Below are 15781 nucleotides of genomic sequence, written 5' to 3' on the forward strand. Positions count from 1 at the left end.
AACTGTAGGAGCGGGTTTACCCGCGAAGCGCCGCGCGGGCGGCGCTCGATCGCATAGACGCTGCAAAGGCCATGGCGAACACCTGCATGCCCCACCACAACATCAACGACCAACACCCCCTACCCTAACGCCCCAACCTAGCCATCCCCACCCATTGCGCACTATAGTGCACAACCCGCACACCCTATCCAGGAACACCACCCCAAAAATGAACACCCAGCCCCGCAGCCTGGCCGCCACGCTGTTCCCTATCGGCCTGCTGCTCATCGCCATGACTTCCATTCAATCAGGCGCCTCGTTGGCCAAGAGCATGTTCCCCATCATCGGCGCTCAGGGCACCACCACCTTGCGCCTGATCTTCGCCTCCATTCTCATGCTGCTGATCCTCCGCCCCTGGCGCGCGCGCCTGACTGCCAGGGCGCTGCGCGATATCGTGATCTACGGTATGGCGCTGGGCGGCATGAACTTCCTCTTCTATATGGCTCTGCAAACCGTACCACTGGGCATCGCCGTGGCCCTCGAATTCACTGGCCCCCTGGCCGTCGCCCTGTTTGGCTCGCGCCGGGCGCTCGACTTCCTGTGGATCGCGCTCGCCGTCACCGGGCTGGTGTTGCTCATACCCGTCGGCCACGGCGGGCAGTCGCTCGACCTGCAAGGCGCGATCTATGCACTCGGCGCGGGCGTGTGCTGGGCGCTGTACATCCTGTTCGGCCAACGCGCCGGCGCCGAACACGGGATCCAGGGTGCAGCGCTGGGGGTGGTGGTCGCGGCCCTGTTCGTGGCTCCCATCGGTATCGTCCATGCCGGCAGCGCCCTGCTCACCCCGGCCGTGATTCCACTGGCACTCGCCGTGGCCGTGCTGTCCACCGCGCTGCCCTACAGCCTGGAAATGGTCGCACTGACCCGCATGCCCGCACGTACCTTCGGTACCTTGATGAGCATCGAACCTGCCATCGGTGCGCTGTCCGGCCTGATCTTCCTCGGCGAGGTACTGAGCACCACCCAGTGGCTGGCAATCGGTGCCATCATCACTGCATCGGTGGGCGCTACACTGGCCATGCGCAAGGACTCCAACCCACCGGTAGCGGCTGACTGACATGAGAAATATTTTCATTTGAGACGGGATTAATCGTTGTAGTCACCCGCCTCGCTGATTAAGCTGTCACAAAATCATAATCTTCACGCTATCTACTATTGGACCGAACACGGACGCTGGGGAATTTTCAGGAAGAACCAAAGCGATAACGACAGGGTCAGACAGCTGGTCAGCCCTGCAATTAAGGACAGGAATGAAACGTATTCTGCTCATCCTGGCCGTTTTGGCCATTGCTGGATGCGCCGCGACGACCAAGACCGAGGTCAAGAAAGGGAAGAAGGGCCTGCATATCAACTGCTCCGGTCTCTCTTCATCCTGGGACAAGTGCTACAGCAAGGCGGCTTCCTCCTGCACCTCCCGCGGATACAAGGTCGTGGCACGCTCTGGCGACGCCGACGAAGAGCCTGGGGACTATCTGTTCGGCATCAATCCAGCCGGATACACCAGCCGCAGCATGATCGTCATCTGCAAATGAACAAGGGCAGCCTCCGTGCTGCCCCTTCTTCGTTCACAGTGCGACAGCGCTTCTACAGGGGCGTCGTACGCGCTTCCAGCCAAGCCAGCGCATCCCCTTCAAGCAAGGGCGCAAGCCGCTCGCGCACCCTGGCATGGTAAACGTTCAGCCAGTCGCGCTCTTCCTTCGCCAACAGCTCCGGCAACAGGCAACGGGTATCGATCGGGCACAGGGTCAGCGTTTCGAAATGCAGGAAGTCGCCAAAGGCGCTGCTGCCCGCCTCCCGGTTCACCACCAGGTTCTCGATACGCACGCCCCATTCGCCTGGCCGATAGGTACCCGGCTCGATCGAGCTGATCATGCCGACCTGCATCGCGGTCTGCGGCGTGGTCGCCGCCTGGTAGGCGATCACCTGTGGGCCTTCGTGTACGTTCAGGAAATACCCGACGCCGTGCCCGGTCCCGTGGCCGTAGTCGACCAGGTCAGCCCAGATCGGCGCCCGTGCAATGGCATCGAGCAATGGCGAGAGAATCCCACGTGGGTAGGTGGCCCGCGACAGCGCGATCATGCCCCTGAGCACCCTCGTGCAGTCTTGCTTCTGCTCAAGGCTTGGTTCGCCCACCGGAACCATCCGGGTGATATCGGTGGTACCGCCCAGGTACTGGCCGCCAGAGTCGATCAGCAGCAGGCCATTGCCCTCGATCACTGCGTGGGACGCCTGCGTGGCCCGGTAATGAGGCATCGCACCGTTGCCATTGAATGCGGCAATGGTGGCAAAGCTCAGCGAGACGAAGCCCGGCCGACGTGCTCGCGCGGCACTCAGTTGCTCATCGACGGTAAGTTCGGAGATCACCTGCTTGCCTTGCTGCGCTTCGAACCAGGCAAAGAACTCGCATAAAGCCGCTCCGTCCTGCTCCATCGCCTGGCGGATATGGGCCAGATCTTCATCGCCCTTGCGCGACTTGCTCAGCGTGGTCGGGTTCAGCCCTTCGACCAGTTCAACCCCGGCATCCAGGCCCTGCAGCAAGCCACAGGTGACCCGCGCCGGGTCGATCAGCAAGCGGCTGTTGGGGGCCAGCGCGGCCAGCCCCTGGTAAGCCTGGGAGTAGTCACGCAGTTCGATCCCGTCGGCTTCCAGCACCTGACGCAGAGGCTCATCGAGCTTCTCGGCAGCAACGAACAGGGTCGCCTGAGTCTGGCTTATCAGCGCGAAAGCGACGAACACCGGGTTGTAGGACACATCGCTACCGCGCAGGTTGAACAACCAGGCGATGTCATCCAGCGTCGCGATAAAGTGCCAATCCGCACCTTTGTGCCGCAGGCTCTCACGCAATTGCGCAAGTTTCTCGACGCGGCTCACTGTGGCATGCGGTGGCAAGTGTTGATAGACAGGGTTGGCTGGCAGTACCGGGCGCCCCTCCCAGATACCCTCGAGCAGGTCGCGATCGGTCCGCAGCGTCGCAGCGCGCGCCTTCAGGCGGTCTTCCAACTGGCGCGCCGAAGCCAGGGCCATGACCGCGCCATCCACTGCCACGGTGCCATTGTGCCGAACGTTGTCACCCAGCCATTCCAGCGCGCCAGGCTTGCCCGGCAGCAACTTCATCAGGTCGATCCCGCTCCCCGCCAGCTCTTTTTCAGCTTGCGCCCAGTAGCGGCTGTCCACCCACACGCCGGCAAAGTCCGCCGTTACCACCAAGGTACCCACCGATCCGTGGAAGCCGGACAACCAGCGACGCCCCTGCCAGTAGCCTGGCAGGTACTCGGACAGATGTGGGTCGGCCGAAGGGACCAGCAGGGCATCGACACCCTCTCGGGCCATGACTGCGCGCACGCGCGCCAGGCGCTCCGGCACGCTCTGCTTGATGGTGGTCTGAACGTTCATGCGCACTCCTGCGGCCACTGCGGGGTTGATTCTGGACCTCAGATAATGGAGCAGCCTTCCGTCCCCTGCAATCTCGCTACCCATCACCCCTGTCGAACGCCGCGCAGCGCTGAACTTCCTCCCCAACTCGGGCCTCAGAAACAGTACGCACACCTGGAGGCCTCGCAATGCCTCGATCCAACGAAGCCAAACGCGCTGTGGTGCTGCTCGACACCCGTGAGCACAGCCCCGACCACGAACGTGCCACTCAGCTCAAGCTGGCAGAGGGCCTGGCAGGCTTGCTCGGCTGCCCATACGTGGAGCCAGCAAGGCCTGCAACGGCCGCCGACCGTTTCTACTACCTGGCGACACAGACACTGATCGACCCGCAACGCTACGTGCCCTTGGGCATCCGCAGCGAGCAGGATCTGTTCGGCGGCCTGGTGGGCCAGCCGTACATGGCCACCAAGGCGATTTCCCATCCACGCCTGGCCGATGGCATCTTTCCACCCGGCTGGACCGACGATTTCGCCCGCCTGGCAAGCAGTGCCCTGCTCAAGGGCTACTCCGTTTTCAGCAAGGAAGATGCCCGTGAGGCTGCACGACTGCTACTCGCCGAGGGCGCACTGCGGGTCAAGCCGGTACGCGCCAGCGCCGGTCGTGGCCAGCATGTGATCGAACGGCTGGATGAGCTGGAGCCCTTGCTCTGCGCCATGGACGAACAGGAACTGCTGACCTGGGGCCTGGTACTCGAGGAGAACCTCGTCAATGTCGAGACCCTCAGTGTCGGCCAGGTCCGCGTCGCCGGCATCATTTGCAGTTACTACGGCACCCAACAATTGACCCAGGATCACCAAGGCAGCGAAGTCTACGGCGGCTCCAACCTGCTGGTGGTACGTGGCGACTATCAGGCATTGTTGCAACTGCCCCTGGAGGATCACCTGCGCCTGGCCATCACCCAGGCACTCACCTACGAAGAGGCCGCACAGCGCTGGCTGCCCGGTTTCATCGCCTCCCGGCGCAACTACGACATCGCCCGTGGCACCGACGCCCGCGGCCACCTGCGCAGTGGCGTGCTCGAGCAATCCTGGCGCCCAGGTGGCGCCAGCACCGCAGAACTATTGGCGCTGCAGGCGTTCGCCAACGACGCGGCGCTGCAACGCGTGCGGGCCTCTTCGCACGAAGTGTTCGGCCAGCCCGACCTCCCCACCGACGCAATCCTTTTCTACCAAGGACAAGACAGTGAACTCGGACAATTCAGCAAATTTGCGCAGATCCGTGAACATGGCCATTCAGAGTGAAACGGTCGAGTTGCAGGTCGACAACGACACCATCGTCGGCACCCTGGTCAGCCCAGGCAGCAAGATGCCCGGCATCCTCTTCGTTCATGGCTGGGGCGGCAGCCAGCAACGCGACCTGGCGCGCGCACGACAGATCACCGGCCTTGGCTGCGTGTGCATGACCTTCGACCTGCGCGGCCATGAAAAGACCGAGAGCCAACGGCTGACCGTAACCCGTGAACAGAACCTCAAGGACCTGCTGGCCGCCTACGATCGCCTGGCCAGCCACGCTGCCGTCGACAGCAGCGCGATCGCCTTGATCGGCAGCAGCTACGGTGGCTACCTGGCGACCCTGCTGACCCAACTGCGGCCGGTGAAATGGCTGGCCCTGCGCGTGCCCGCGATGTATTGGGACGATGAGTGGGATACGCCCAAGCAGACCCTCGACCGACAGCGCCTCAATGCGTATCGCCAACGCGCCCTGGGCCCTGCCGACAACCGCGCCTTGGGCGCCTGCGCCGAATTCGACGGTGATGTCCTGCTGGTCGAATCGGAGCAGGACGACTATGTACCGCACAATACCCTGATGAGCTACCGCTCGGCGTTCGTCAATGCCCATTCGCTGACCCACCGCATCCTCGACGGCGCCGACCATGCGCTGTCCAGCGAGGAAAGCCAGAAGGCCTACAGCTCGATCCTGGCCGCATGGATCAATGAGATGGTGGTGGGCGCACGCCTGGACCGCTATCCGCATTACGCACCCTGGTATGCCTGAGCTCGGGGTCAGCCAGCTGCAGCCGCGATACGCTGTCGGTAGCCACTGGGGGTGACGCCGGTGACACGCTGGAACACCTTGCGAAAGGCGCTCGGGTCCTGATAGCCCACGCCCCAGGCGATCTGATCGACGGTCCGCCGGGTGAACTCGAGCATCCGGCAGGCACGCCCCACCCGTACCTGCTGGCAATACTCGGTAGGCTTGAGGCCGGTGGCCGTGCGAAAACGCCGCAGGAACGTCCGCGGCTCCAGCCCGGCGCACGCCGCCATGCCCTCCAGGTCAGCCTGCTCCGCACCAGTGGCCTGCAACCAGTGCTGCACTTTCAGCACCGCCTCGTCGCCATGATCCAGGCGAGGGTTGAACAACGCGCCTGGCAACGGTGCAGAGATCGGTTCGACCGACATGTAGCGAGCGGTCTCCCACGCCACCGAGGCCCCCAGGTAACGCTCCAGCAGGCGCAACCCCAGTTCGGTCCAGGCCATCAGGCCTGCGGACGTCATGAGGTCGCCCTCGTCGAGCAATGGCCGGTTGGCTTCCACTCGTACCTTGGGGTAACGCTCGGCGAGCGTTTGTGCATAGTTCCAGTGGGTACTGGCCGAACGGCCGTCGAGCAGCCCGCTGGCAGCGATGAAGAACACGCCGATGCACACCGAGGCCAGCACGGTGCCTTGGGCATGCCACTGGCGCAGCGGCGCACAGTGGCGCTCGAGTAGCTCGGGCGCGGGCATCGACTCCAGGCTCGGCGGCACGATCAGTACGCGCAGGTTCTGCGGCGATACCTCATGACCTTCGACGGGCTGCAACTGCCCGGTCTCGTCGACCTGCCATTGGCTGACCCGCACACACGGCCGATCGACAGCGCCGAGCTCGTGGGCAACACGGTTGGCCACCGCGAACAGGTCGACCAGGCCATGCACCGCCGCGCGCTGCGCGCCGGGATAGAGCAACAGGCCGATCTCCAGGCTGCCAAGGCTGTCAGTTTTTGCCGTCATTGTGTCGTTCGCGCCAATCCCCAGATCGATGTACACAGCCTATAACTATCGTCATCCACCGACTACTGCCCAGGAGGCAGCATGAGCAAGCAGGCCCTGATCCTCATCGACATCCAGAACGATTACTTCCCCGGCGGCAAATGGACCCTCGACGGTGCCGACCTGGCCGCCGACAACGCCGCCCGTCTGCTGGCGGCAGCACGCCAGCGCGGCGATCTGGTGGTACATGTGCGCCACGAGTTCGAGAGCGCCGATGCGCCGTTCTTCGCCCCCGCTAGCCAGGGCGCGGCGATCCACCCCAAGGTTGCACCGCAGGGCGGTGAACCGGTGGTGCTCAAGCACAAGGTCAACGCGTTCTTGGGTACCGACCTGAAGAGCACGCTGGACCAGCATGGCATCGGCGCGCTGACCATCGCCGGCAGCATGAGCCACATGTGCATCGACGCGGCGACCCGCGCCGCTGCCGACTTCGGCTATGACGTGACCGTGGCCCATGATGCCTGCGCCACCTTGCCGCTGGACTTCGATGGCAAGCAGGTACCGGCGGCCCATGTGCATGACTCGGCAATGGCGGCGTTGGCGTTTGCCTATGCCAAAGTTGTCAGGACCGATGAATTGCTCGAGGGTTGAGTTCTGCGCAGCTACGATGCGGCCGATGAATACGCTCAGATCACTACATTGCGCACGAAGCGCACGGCCACGGCGCCGTCGTTGCGATAGGCATACCGGCAATTGCTGGGAAACACATGAAACTGCCGGGCCTGCAGGCACTGCTCGACGCCTTCGATGATCAGCGTCAGTTGCCCTTCGGCCACGTAGATCTGCTCGCTCCAGCCTTCGGCGTCGGCTTCGCTGGTGTACAGCTCGCCCGGCGCCAGGGTCCACTCCCAGATCTCCACCTCGCGCCGGGCGGTGCTGCTGGCCAGCAGCACCGCCTTGCTCTGTGGCAGCTCGCCAGCCCAGGCCAGTTCGTCGATACGGCTGGGGTCACGCAGGTCCGGGGCCTGGATCAAGGTGCTGAACGCCACCTCGAGGGCTTCGGCGATCAGGTCGAGGGTGGTCAGGCTGACGTTCTTTTCCCCCGCCTCGATCGCCACCAGCATCCGCCGACTCACCCCGGACCGCTCGGCCAGAGCGCTCTGGCTCATGCCTGCCGCATTGCGCAGGCTGCGGACATTGAGGCTGACGTGCTGCAGCACCGACGCGCGGTGCGTAGAATCTTTGTGCACTATATTGCTCACTTATGCAGGTTGCGCAGTATACTGCCCACTTTTGCGGCGATTGTGCGCCGCCCCCTCCGAGTGTGCAAGACCATGAACCCGCTGACCTGCCAACCACACCCCGCCGTCACCTTCCGCCTGAGCAAGGCCGAAATGGTACTGGTGTTCATTACCATGCTCTGGGGCGGTACCTTCCTGCTGGTACATAACGTCATGACCGTGAGCGGCCCGATGTTCTTCGTCGGCCTGCGCTTCGCAGCGGCAGCGTTGTTCGTTGGCCTGGTGTCGGCGCGGTCGCTGGCCGGGCTCACCCTCACCGAGCTGAAGGCCGGCGTGCTGATCGGCACCTCGATCATGCTCGGCTACGGCTTGCAGACCATGGGCCTGCAAACCATCAGCAGCAGCCAGTCGGCGTTCATCACCGCGCTGTACGTGCCGTTCGTGCCGCTGTTGCAATGGCTGGTGCTGGGCCGTCGCCCGGGGCTGATGCCCAGCATCGGCATCTGCCTGGCGTTCGTCGGGCTGATGCTGCTGGCCGGGCCCGAAGGGGGTGCCTTGCACTTCAGCGAAGGGGAAGTGGTAACGCTGGTGAGCGCCGTTGCCATCGCCGCCGAGATCATCCTGATCAGCCGCTATGCCGGCCAGGTCGACGTGCGCCGAGTCACCGTGGTGCAACTGGCCACCGCCTCGTTGCTGGCGTTCCTGATGATCGTGCCGACCCAGGAACGGCTGCCCGACTTCTCCTGGTTGCTGCTGCTCAGCGCACTGGGCTTGGGCGCCATGAGCGCGGTGATCCAGGTGGCGATGAACTGGGCGCAGAAGTCCGTCTCGCCTACGCGTGCCACGCTGATCTATGCTGGCGAACCTGTATGGGCCGGCATCGTCGGGCGCATCGCCGGTGAGCGCCTGCCGGGGGTGGCCCTGCTGGGCGGGTTGCTGATCGTGGTGGCCGTGGTGGTCAGTGAATTGAAGTGGCGTCGCAGCACCGACGAAGACGAAACGCACGAAACACAACTCGAAGGTGAACGTCACAACGGCCTGTGAACCTTCTGCCAGCGGCTATGCTCTGTAAAAAACTGTTATAAAAAAACAGCTTGTCACAGCGCTTTTGTAGGATTCTGCGACAGCTTGCGTGTTGGTGATCGATGTCCCGGCACGTATGATCCTTGGCAATCCTTCTAGAATAGACCGCTATGTCATTGATAGTGCTACTGCTTCTGCCGTTCGTGGGCAGTTGCCTGGCGGCCGTGCTGCCGCACAATGCCCGAAACGCCGAGTCCATACTGGCCGGTGTCGTGGCCCTCGTCGGTACCGTCCAGGTAGCACTGATGTACCCCCAGGTCGCCCATGGCGGGGTGATCCGCGAGGAATTTCTCTGGCTGCCGAGCCTGGGCCTGAACCTGGTGCTGCGCATGGACGGCTTCGCCTGGCTGTTCTCGCTGCTGGTGCTGGGCATCGGCACGCTGGTTTCGCTGTACGCCCGCTATTACATGTCGCCCCAGGACCCGGTGCCGCGCTTCTTCGCGTTCTTCCTGGCGTTCATGGGCGCCATGCTCGGCCTGGTGATCTCTGGCAACCTCATCCAGTTGGTGTTCTTCTGGGAACTGACCAGCCTGTTTTCATTCCTGCTGATCGGCTATTGGCACCACCGCGCCGACGCCCGCCGCGGCGCCTACATGGCACTCATGGTCACAGGTGCCGGAGGCCTGTGCCTGCTGGTCGGGGCCCTGCTGCTCGGGCATGTGGTCGGCAGCTATGACCTGGACAAGGTCCTGGCTGCCGGCGACATCATCCGCCAACACGCGCTGTACCCGGTACTGCTGCCACTGATTCTGCTCGGCGCGCTGACCAAGAGCGCGCAGTTCCCCTTCCAGTTCTGGCTGCCCCATGCTATGGCAGCTCCCACGCCAGTGTCGGCGTACCTGCACTCGGCGACCATGGTCAAGGCAGGGGTGTTCCTGCTGGCGCGGCTGTGGCCAGTATTGTCCGGCAGCGAAGAGTGGTTCTGGATCGTCGGCGGTGCCGGCGCCCTGACCCTGCTGCTCGGTGCATTCGCCGCGATGTTCCAGAACGACCTCAAGGGCCTGCTGGCCTACTCGACCATCAGCCACCTGGGCCTGATCACCTTGCTGCTGGGGCTCAACAGCCCGTTGGCGGCGGTCGCGGCAGTGTTCCACATCCTCAACCATGCCACTTTCAAAGCCTCGCTGTTCATGGCCGCCGGGATCATCGACCATGAAAGCGGCACCCGCGACATTCGCCGCCTCAGCGGCCTGTTCCGCCTGGTGCCGCACACCGCGACCCTGGCCATGGTCGCCAGCGCCTCGATGGCCGGCGTGCCGTTGATGAACGGCTTCCTGTCCAAGGAAATGTTCTTTGCCGAGACTGTGTTCATCAGCTCCACGGCCTGGGTCGAAGCCACCCTGCCCGTCATCGCCACCCTGGCCGGCACCTTCAGCGTGGCCTATGCGCTGCGCTTCACTGTCGACGTATTCTTCGGGCCCAAGGCCGAAGACCTGCCGCACACCCCCCACGAACCGCCGCGCTGGATGCGTGCGCCAGTCGAACTGCTGGTGCTCACCTGCCTGGTGGTGGGCATCTTCCCCGCCCAGTCGGTGGGCCCCCTGCTGGCTGCCGCGGCACTACCGGTCGTGGGTGGCACATTGCCAGAATACAGCCTGGCCATCTGGCATGGCTGGAACGCCCCGCTGGTCATGAGCCTGGTGGCCATGAGCGCTGGCGTGGTGCTCTACTTGATGCTGCGCAAGCAGCTGCGCCTGGGTCGCTTCCCCTACCCACCCCTGATGGAACGCTTCAACGGCAAACGCCTGTTCGAACACGGCCAGGTTCACCTGATGCTGCTGGCCCGCCACGTGGAACGGCTGCTGACCAGTCGCCGCCTGCAGTCGCAACTGTTCATGCTGGTGCTCGCCGCGTTTCTGGCCGGCCTCACGCCCTTGCTGTACAGCGGCCTGAGCTGGGGCGACCGGCCGAAGATTCCGGGCTCCGGAGTGTTCGTCGCGCTCTGGCTGATCGCCATCGCCTGCGCCATCGGCGCGGCCTATCAAGCCAAGTACCACCGCCTGGCCGCGCTGATCATGGTCGGCGTCTGCGGCCTGATGACCTGCATCACCTTCGTCTGGTTCTCGGCGCCGGACCTGGCCTTGACCCAACTGGCGGTCGAAGTGGTCACCACCGTGCTCATCCTCCTCGGCCTGCGCTGGCTGCCGCGGCGGATCGAAGGCGTATCGCCGCTCCCCGGTAGCCTGGACCGGGCACGCATGCGCCGCCTGCGTGACCTGCTGCTGGCCGTGCTGGTCGGTGGTGGCATGGCACTGCTGTCGTACGCGATGCTGACCCGGCCGACGCCCAACGATATCTCCTCGTTCTACCTCAGCCGTGCGCTGCCCCAGGGCGGCGGGACCAACGTGGTCAACGTGATGCTGGTGGACTTCCGTGGCTTCGACACCCTGGGTGAAATCACCGTGCTGGTGGCCGTGGCGCTGACCGTGTTCGCCCTGCTGCGGCGCTTCCGCCCTCCGAAGGAGAGCATGCAGTTGCCCGCCCAGCAGCGCCTGCTGGCCCCCGATGTGGTCACCGACCTGGTCAACCCGCGGCATGCCGCCGATACCGCCCTGGGCTTCATGATGGTGCCGGCGGTGCTGGTGCGTCTACTGCTGCCGATCGCCCTGCTGGTGTCGATGTACCTGTTCATGCGCGGCCACAACCAGCCGGGTGGCGGTTTCGTCGCCGGCCTGGTGATGTCAGTGGCGTTCATCCTCCAGTACATGGTCGCAGGCACCCAATGGGTCGAGGCGCAAATGAGCCTGCGGCCGCTGCGCTGGATGGGCACCGGGCTGCTCTGCGCCACGCTCACCGGGGTCGGCGCCATCGCGCTGGGCTACCCATTCCTCACCACCCACACCGCGCACCTGCACCTGCCGCTGCTCGGTGATATTCACGTGGCCAGCGCGCTGTTCTTCGACATCGGCGTGTACACCGTGGTGGTCGGCTCGACGCTGCTGATCCTCACCGCCCTCGCCCACCAGTCGGTGCGCGCCCATCGCCCGGGCAACCCGGGTAAATCCAGCCAAGCAGGAGCCGCCTGATGGAAGAAGTCATTGCAGTCGCCATCGGCGTGCTGGCCGCCTCGGGGGTCTGGCTGGTGCTGCGCCCACGCACTTACCAGGTGATCATGGGCCTGTGCCTGCTGTCGTACGGGGTCAACCTGTTCATCTTCAGCATGGGCAGCCTGTTCATCGGCAAGGAACCGATCATCAAGGACGGCGTGACCCAGGACCTGCTCCACTACACCGACCCGCTACCCCAGGCCCTGGTACTGACCGCCATCGTCATCAGCTTCGCCATGACCGCGCTGTTCCTGGTGGTGCTGCTGGCCTCGCGCGGCCTGACCGGTACCGACCACGTGGATGGCCGGGAGCGCGACGAATGAGTGGCATGGGTCAACTGATCATCGCGCCGATCCTGCTGCCGCTGCTCACCGCGGCGGTGATGCTGCTGATCGGCGAGAAGCACCGCCAGGTCAAGGCGCGCCTGAACCTGCTGTCGAGCTTCGTCGGTCTGGGTATCGCCGTCAGCCTGCTGCTGTGGGTTCGTACCCAGGGTCAGGCCGAGTCGATCGGCGTGTACCTGCCGGGCAACTGGCCGGCGCCCTTCGGTATCGTGCTGGTGCTGGATCACTTGTCGGCGCTGATGCTGACCTTGACCGGAATCATCGGCGTCAGTGCCCTGCTGTTCGCCCGGGCCCGCTGGGACAGTGCCGGCGCCAGCTTCCATGCGCTGTTCCAGATCCAGCTGATGGGGCTGTACGGCGCCTTCCTGACGGCCGACCTGTTCAACCTGTTCGTATTCTTCGAGGTACTGCTGGCGGCCTCGTATGGCCTGTTGCTCCATGGTTCGGGGCGGGCGCGGGTGCGCGCGGGGCTGCACTACATCGCCATCAACCTGTTCGCTTCGTCGTTGTTCCTGGTTGGCGCGGCGATGCTCTACGGCGTCACCGGCACCCTGAACATGGCCGACCTGGCACTGAAGATCCCGCTGGTGCCGGAGGCCGATCGTGGCCTGCTGCACGCCGGTGCGGCGATCCTGGCCATGGCGTTCCTGGTCAAGGCCGGTATCTGGCCACTGAACTCCTGGCTGGTGCCGGCCTATGCCTCGGCCAGCGCACCGGTAGCGGCGCTGTTCGCCATCATGACCAAAGTCGGCCTGTACGCGGTACTGCGCCTGTGGACCTTGCTGTTCTCCGACCAGGCAGGCGCCTCGGCGCACTTTGGCGGCCAGTGGCTGATCTATGGCGGCCTGGCCACCCTCGCCGTGGCCGCCATGTCGATTCTCGCCGCGCAGCGCCTCGAGCGCATGGCGGGCTTGAGCATCCTGGTCTCGGCAGGCACGCTGCTGGGCGCGATCGGCTTCGCCCAGCCAGCGCTGACCGGGGCGGCGCTGTTCTACCTGGTGAGCTCGACCCTGGCCTTGTGCGCCTTGTTCCTGCTCGCCGAACTGATCGAGCGATCACGTTCGGCCAACGAGGTACCGCTGGAAGACGAAGAAGGCGTGATGCCCTCGCCGCTCGAGTCGCTGCACCCACCCAAGGGCATCAACCTCGACGATGAGCAAAAAGCAGTGATCGGCCAGGTCATCCCATGGACCATGGCCTTCCTTGGCTTGAGCTTCATCGCCTGCGCCCTGCTGATCATCGGCATGCCGCCGTTCTCTGGCTTCATCGGCAAGCTCAACCTGATCAGTGCGCTGTTCAATCCGCTGGGCCTCGGCGTGCCTGCCGAACAACCGCTGTCGGCTGCAGGCTGGGCCTTGGTGACCTTGCTGATCCTCTCCGGCCTGGCCTCGCTGATCGCCTTCGGCCGCGTGGGCATCCAGCGTTTCTGGAAACCCGAGGAACGCCCCTCGCCGCTGCTACGCCGCTACGAGTGCCTGGCCGTGGTAGTGCTGCTCGGCCTGTGCACCATTCTCAGTTTCCGCGCCGAACCATTGCTGCGCTACACCCAGGACACCGCTGCCAGCCTGCAGGCGCCGGACGCCTACATCCAGGCAGTCATGGCGGCCAGGCCGCTGCCGGGCCCGACCACCCTCGACGTGCAGGTGCAGCCATGAAGCGACTGTTTCCCACTCCACTACTGTCGGTCGCGCTGTTCGTCCTGTGGTTGCTGCTGAACCTGTCGGTCAGCCCCGGCAACCTGCTACTGGCCGCCGCTCTGGCGGTGCTGGCCCCTCTGTTGATGGCGCCTCTGCGCCCGCAGCATGCCCACGTGCGCAAGCCGATGACCATCGCCCGGCTGATCGGCCGGGTCGGCATGGACGTGATCTCCTCCAACCTACAGGTGGCGGTTGGCGTGCTGCGCGCCGGGCAGCGCCCGCCCCGCTCGCGCTTCGTGCACATCCCCCTGGACCTGCGCGATGCCCACGGCCTGGCCGCCTTGTCGATGATCACTACCGTGGTCCCCGGCACGGTCTGGTCGGAACTGGCCCTGGATCGCAGCGTGCTGTTGCTGCACGTGTTCGACCTGGAGGACGAGCAGCGCTTCATCGAGCACTTCAAGGCCACCTATGAACGCCCGCTGATGGAGATCTTCGAATGACTGGCCTGCTTGCCAACGCACTTCTCGCCAGCCTGTTCATCCTGGCAATAGCCATGGCCCTGGCGCTGATCCGCCTGTTCCGCGGCCCATCCGCCCAGGACCGGGTACTGGCGCTGGACTATCTGTACATCCTGGGCATGCTGATGATGCTGGTACTGGGCATTCGCTACGCCAGCGACACCTATTTCGAAGGTGCGCTGCTGATCGCCCTGTTCGGCTTCGTCGGCTCGTTCGCCCTGGCCAAGTTCCTGTTGCGCGGCGAGGTGATCGAATGAATGCCACCCCTGAATTGCCCTTCTGGCTGGAATTGCTGACCGCCGCCCTGCTACTGATCGGCAGCCTATTCGCCCTGATCGGCGCGGCCGGACTGCTACGCCTGAAGGACTACTTCCAGCGCATGCACCCACCCGCGCTGGCCTCGACCATCGGCGCCTGGTGCGTGGCCCTGGCGTCGATCCTGTACTTCTCGTGGCTCAAGCAGGCACCCGTGCTGCATGCCTGGCTGATCCCGGTGCTGTTGGCGATTACCGTGCCGGTCACCACCCTGTTGCTGGCCCGCGCCGCGTTGTTTCGCAAGCGCATGGCCCGCGACCCGGTCCCCGAGGAAGTCAGCAGCGGGCACGACCGCGGCAATTGAACGCTTCTGCGTAAGGCCGCGCGCCCGTGGCTCACTCGCTGGCCTTGAAGGTGGTCAGCTCGCCCTTGCGCCATTTCGCGACCTTGCCGGTCACCGCCTTGAGCAACTTGCCCAGGCCTTCCTGCACCTGCTGCTGGGCGGCGAACACCAGCATCACGCCCTGGCCTTCGCGGAACACGATGCCCTCGCCCTCAGGCACCGAAACGAAGGCATAGTCGCCGACGCCGTAGACGTTGAGCTTGATCTCGCGAAAACGCATTTCCAGCTTGCCGCCTTCTCGGCTGGGCAGCACGGCAGCACGGAAATGGTCACCGACTTTCAGCTCCAGGCGCTGTTTGTCGTCGACCACCAACGCACTGTCGGTATCGATCTCGGCCATGTACAGGCCTTCGGGGTTCTGCTCAGTGACATAAATGAAACGCCCTTGGAACAGCTTGGCCAACTTGCCGCGCAAATCCCCCAAGGCAAACAACGCGTGGGTATCAAGAGTACTGACTGCCAATGAAGTGATCCTCAAACCGGTAACATCCCGCCCCCGCCCGAACTGGACGAGGCACGGCCATTTCAAGTCGATAAACAAAATAGTAATGACGCAATGCGCGAACTATCTGTGCCGCTTGGCGATGCAACTTGCAGGAATCGTCAAGGCGCGTTGCCAGACAGGCACCGCACGAGGCTTTCGGCATATATCCCAATCGGGAAGCGTAACGTCTGACAACACATACGCCAGAAAAGATGCAATGGATAGTTACAGGCCCGGGGGCGGAAGTCGGGCTCTGGGTCCATCAAGACATTGCAAACGGAAATATGCACGAAAACACTGAAATCCGTCGAGAGGGAAACGACATTTCT

General features: G+C 64.2%; 16 protein-coding genes. 12 read left to right on the plus strand and 4 right to left on the minus strand.

The window, feature by feature from the left end:
* Positions 1-208 precede the first annotated feature (208 nt).
* Together rhtA and IAE37_RS21410 are read left to right on the plus strand one after the other, a co-directional pair.
* Positions 209-1096 carry a threonine/homoserine exporter RhtA gene (gene rhtA, locus IAE37_RS21405; RefSeq protein ID WP_201176733.1) on the plus strand — a complete coding sequence of 296 codons (888 nt, stop codon included), beginning with the start codon at positions 209-211 and terminating at the stop codon, positions 1094-1096.
* A gap of 193 nt (positions 1097-1289) precedes the next feature.
* Positions 1290-1571: a hypothetical protein gene (locus tag IAE37_RS21410; RefSeq protein WP_201176735.1), complete on the plus strand. Its 282-nt coding sequence runs from the start codon at positions 1290-1292 to the stop codon at positions 1569-1571.
* 52 nt (positions 1572-1623) lie between these two features.
* On the opposite strand, the gene IAE37_RS21415 is transcribed toward IAE37_RS21410, so the two are convergent.
* Positions 1624-3432 carry an aminopeptidase P family protein gene (locus IAE37_RS21415; protein ID WP_201176737.1) on the minus strand — a complete coding sequence of 603 codons (1809 nt, stop codon included), beginning with the start codon at positions 3430-3432 and terminating at the stop codon, positions 1624-1626.
* A 167-nt stretch (positions 3433-3599) separates the two neighbouring features.
* Here IAE37_RS21415 and IAE37_RS21420 point away from each other — a divergent pair, with 167 nt between their 5' ends.
* Both IAE37_RS21420 and IAE37_RS21425 read left to right on the plus strand, forming a co-directional pair.
* A complete protein-coding gene (locus IAE37_RS21420) occupies positions 3600-4712 on the plus strand; it encodes a DUF3182 family protein (RefSeq protein WP_201176739.1) in 1113 nt (370 codons plus the stop codon).
* Positions 4696-5466 carry an alpha/beta hydrolase family protein gene (locus tag IAE37_RS21425; protein WP_201176740.1) on the plus strand — a complete coding sequence of 257 codons (771 nt, stop codon included), beginning with the start codon at positions 4696-4698 and terminating at the stop codon, positions 5464-5466. The genes IAE37_RS21420 and IAE37_RS21425 overlap by 17 nt, the downstream gene beginning before the upstream one ends.
* Positions 5467-5474: 8 nt before the next feature.
* Here IAE37_RS21425 and IAE37_RS21430 read toward each other — a convergent pair whose 3' ends face one another.
* Positions 5475-6458 carry a GlxA family transcriptional regulator gene (locus IAE37_RS21430; RefSeq protein ID WP_201176742.1) on the minus strand — a complete coding sequence of 328 codons (984 nt, stop codon included), beginning with the start codon at positions 6456-6458 and terminating at the stop codon, positions 5475-5477.
* 81 nt (positions 6459-6539) lie between these two features.
* Here IAE37_RS21430 and IAE37_RS21435 point away from each other — a divergent pair, with 81 nt between their 5' ends.
* A complete protein-coding gene (locus tag IAE37_RS21435; RefSeq protein WP_201176744.1) occupies positions 6540-7088 on the plus strand; it encodes a cysteine hydrolase family protein in 549 nt (182 codons plus the stop codon).
* Positions 7089-7123: 35 nt separating this feature from the next.
* Here IAE37_RS21435 and IAE37_RS21440 read toward each other — a convergent pair whose 3' ends face one another.
* Positions 7124-7687: a helix-turn-helix domain-containing protein gene (locus IAE37_RS21440; RefSeq protein ID WP_201176746.1), complete on the minus strand. Its 564-nt coding sequence runs from the start codon at positions 7685-7687 to the stop codon at positions 7124-7126.
* Positions 7688-7771: 84 nt separating this feature from the next.
* Between IAE37_RS21440 and IAE37_RS21445 the strand changes: the two genes are divergently transcribed.
* From IAE37_RS21445 to IAE37_RS21475, 7 genes are all read left to right on the plus strand, one after another.
* A complete protein-coding gene (locus IAE37_RS21445) occupies positions 7772-8722 on the plus strand; it encodes a DMT family transporter (protein WP_201176748.1) in 951 nt (316 codons plus the stop codon).
* A gap of 149 nt (positions 8723-8871) precedes the next feature.
* The gene (locus tag IAE37_RS21450) at positions 8872-11787 is read left to right on the plus strand and encodes a monovalent cation/H+ antiporter subunit A (RefSeq protein WP_201176750.1); all 2916 of its coding nucleotides are present in this window, start codon (positions 8872-8874) and stop codon (positions 11785-11787) included.
* On the plus strand, positions 11787-12131 hold the full coding sequence (locus IAE37_RS21455) for a Na+/H+ antiporter subunit C (protein WP_201176752.1): 345 nt from the start codon (positions 11787-11789) through the stop codon (positions 12129-12131). Before IAE37_RS21450 ends, IAE37_RS21455 begins: the two co-directional genes overlap by 1 nt.
* Positions 12128-13807: a monovalent cation/H+ antiporter subunit D gene (locus IAE37_RS21460; protein ID WP_201176754.1), complete on the plus strand. Its 1680-nt coding sequence runs from the start codon at positions 12128-12130 to the stop codon at positions 13805-13807. Before IAE37_RS21455 ends, IAE37_RS21460 begins: the two co-directional genes overlap by 4 nt.
* Positions 13804-14292, plus strand: a complete 489-nt coding sequence (locus IAE37_RS21465; RefSeq protein ID WP_201176756.1) for a Na+/H+ antiporter subunit E — start codon at positions 13804-13806, stop codon at positions 14290-14292. The genes IAE37_RS21460 and IAE37_RS21465 overlap by 4 nt, the downstream gene beginning before the upstream one ends.
* Complete coding sequence (locus IAE37_RS21470; protein WP_201176758.1) at positions 14289-14567, plus strand: K+/H+ antiporter subunit F; 279 nt, start codon at positions 14289-14291, stop codon at positions 14565-14567. Before IAE37_RS21465 ends, IAE37_RS21470 begins: the two co-directional genes overlap by 4 nt.
* Positions 14564-14929 carry a Na+/H+ antiporter subunit G gene (locus tag IAE37_RS21475; RefSeq protein ID WP_201176760.1) on the plus strand — a complete coding sequence of 122 codons (366 nt, stop codon included), beginning with the start codon at positions 14564-14566 and terminating at the stop codon, positions 14927-14929. The genes IAE37_RS21470 and IAE37_RS21475 overlap by 4 nt, the downstream gene beginning before the upstream one ends.
* A gap of 31 nt (positions 14930-14960) precedes the next feature.
* Here IAE37_RS21475 and IAE37_RS21480 read toward each other — a convergent pair whose 3' ends face one another.
* The gene (locus tag IAE37_RS21480) at positions 14961-15431 is read right to left on the minus strand and encodes a hypothetical protein (protein WP_176516365.1); all 471 of its coding nucleotides are present in this window, start codon (positions 15429-15431) and stop codon (positions 14961-14963) included.
* Positions 15432-15781 lie beyond the last annotated feature (350 nt).

It is taken from the genome of Pseudomonas sp. S31 (assembly GCF_016648105.1).
Classification (GTDB): Bacteria; Pseudomonadota; Gammaproteobacteria; order Pseudomonadales; family Pseudomonadaceae; genus Aquipseudomonas.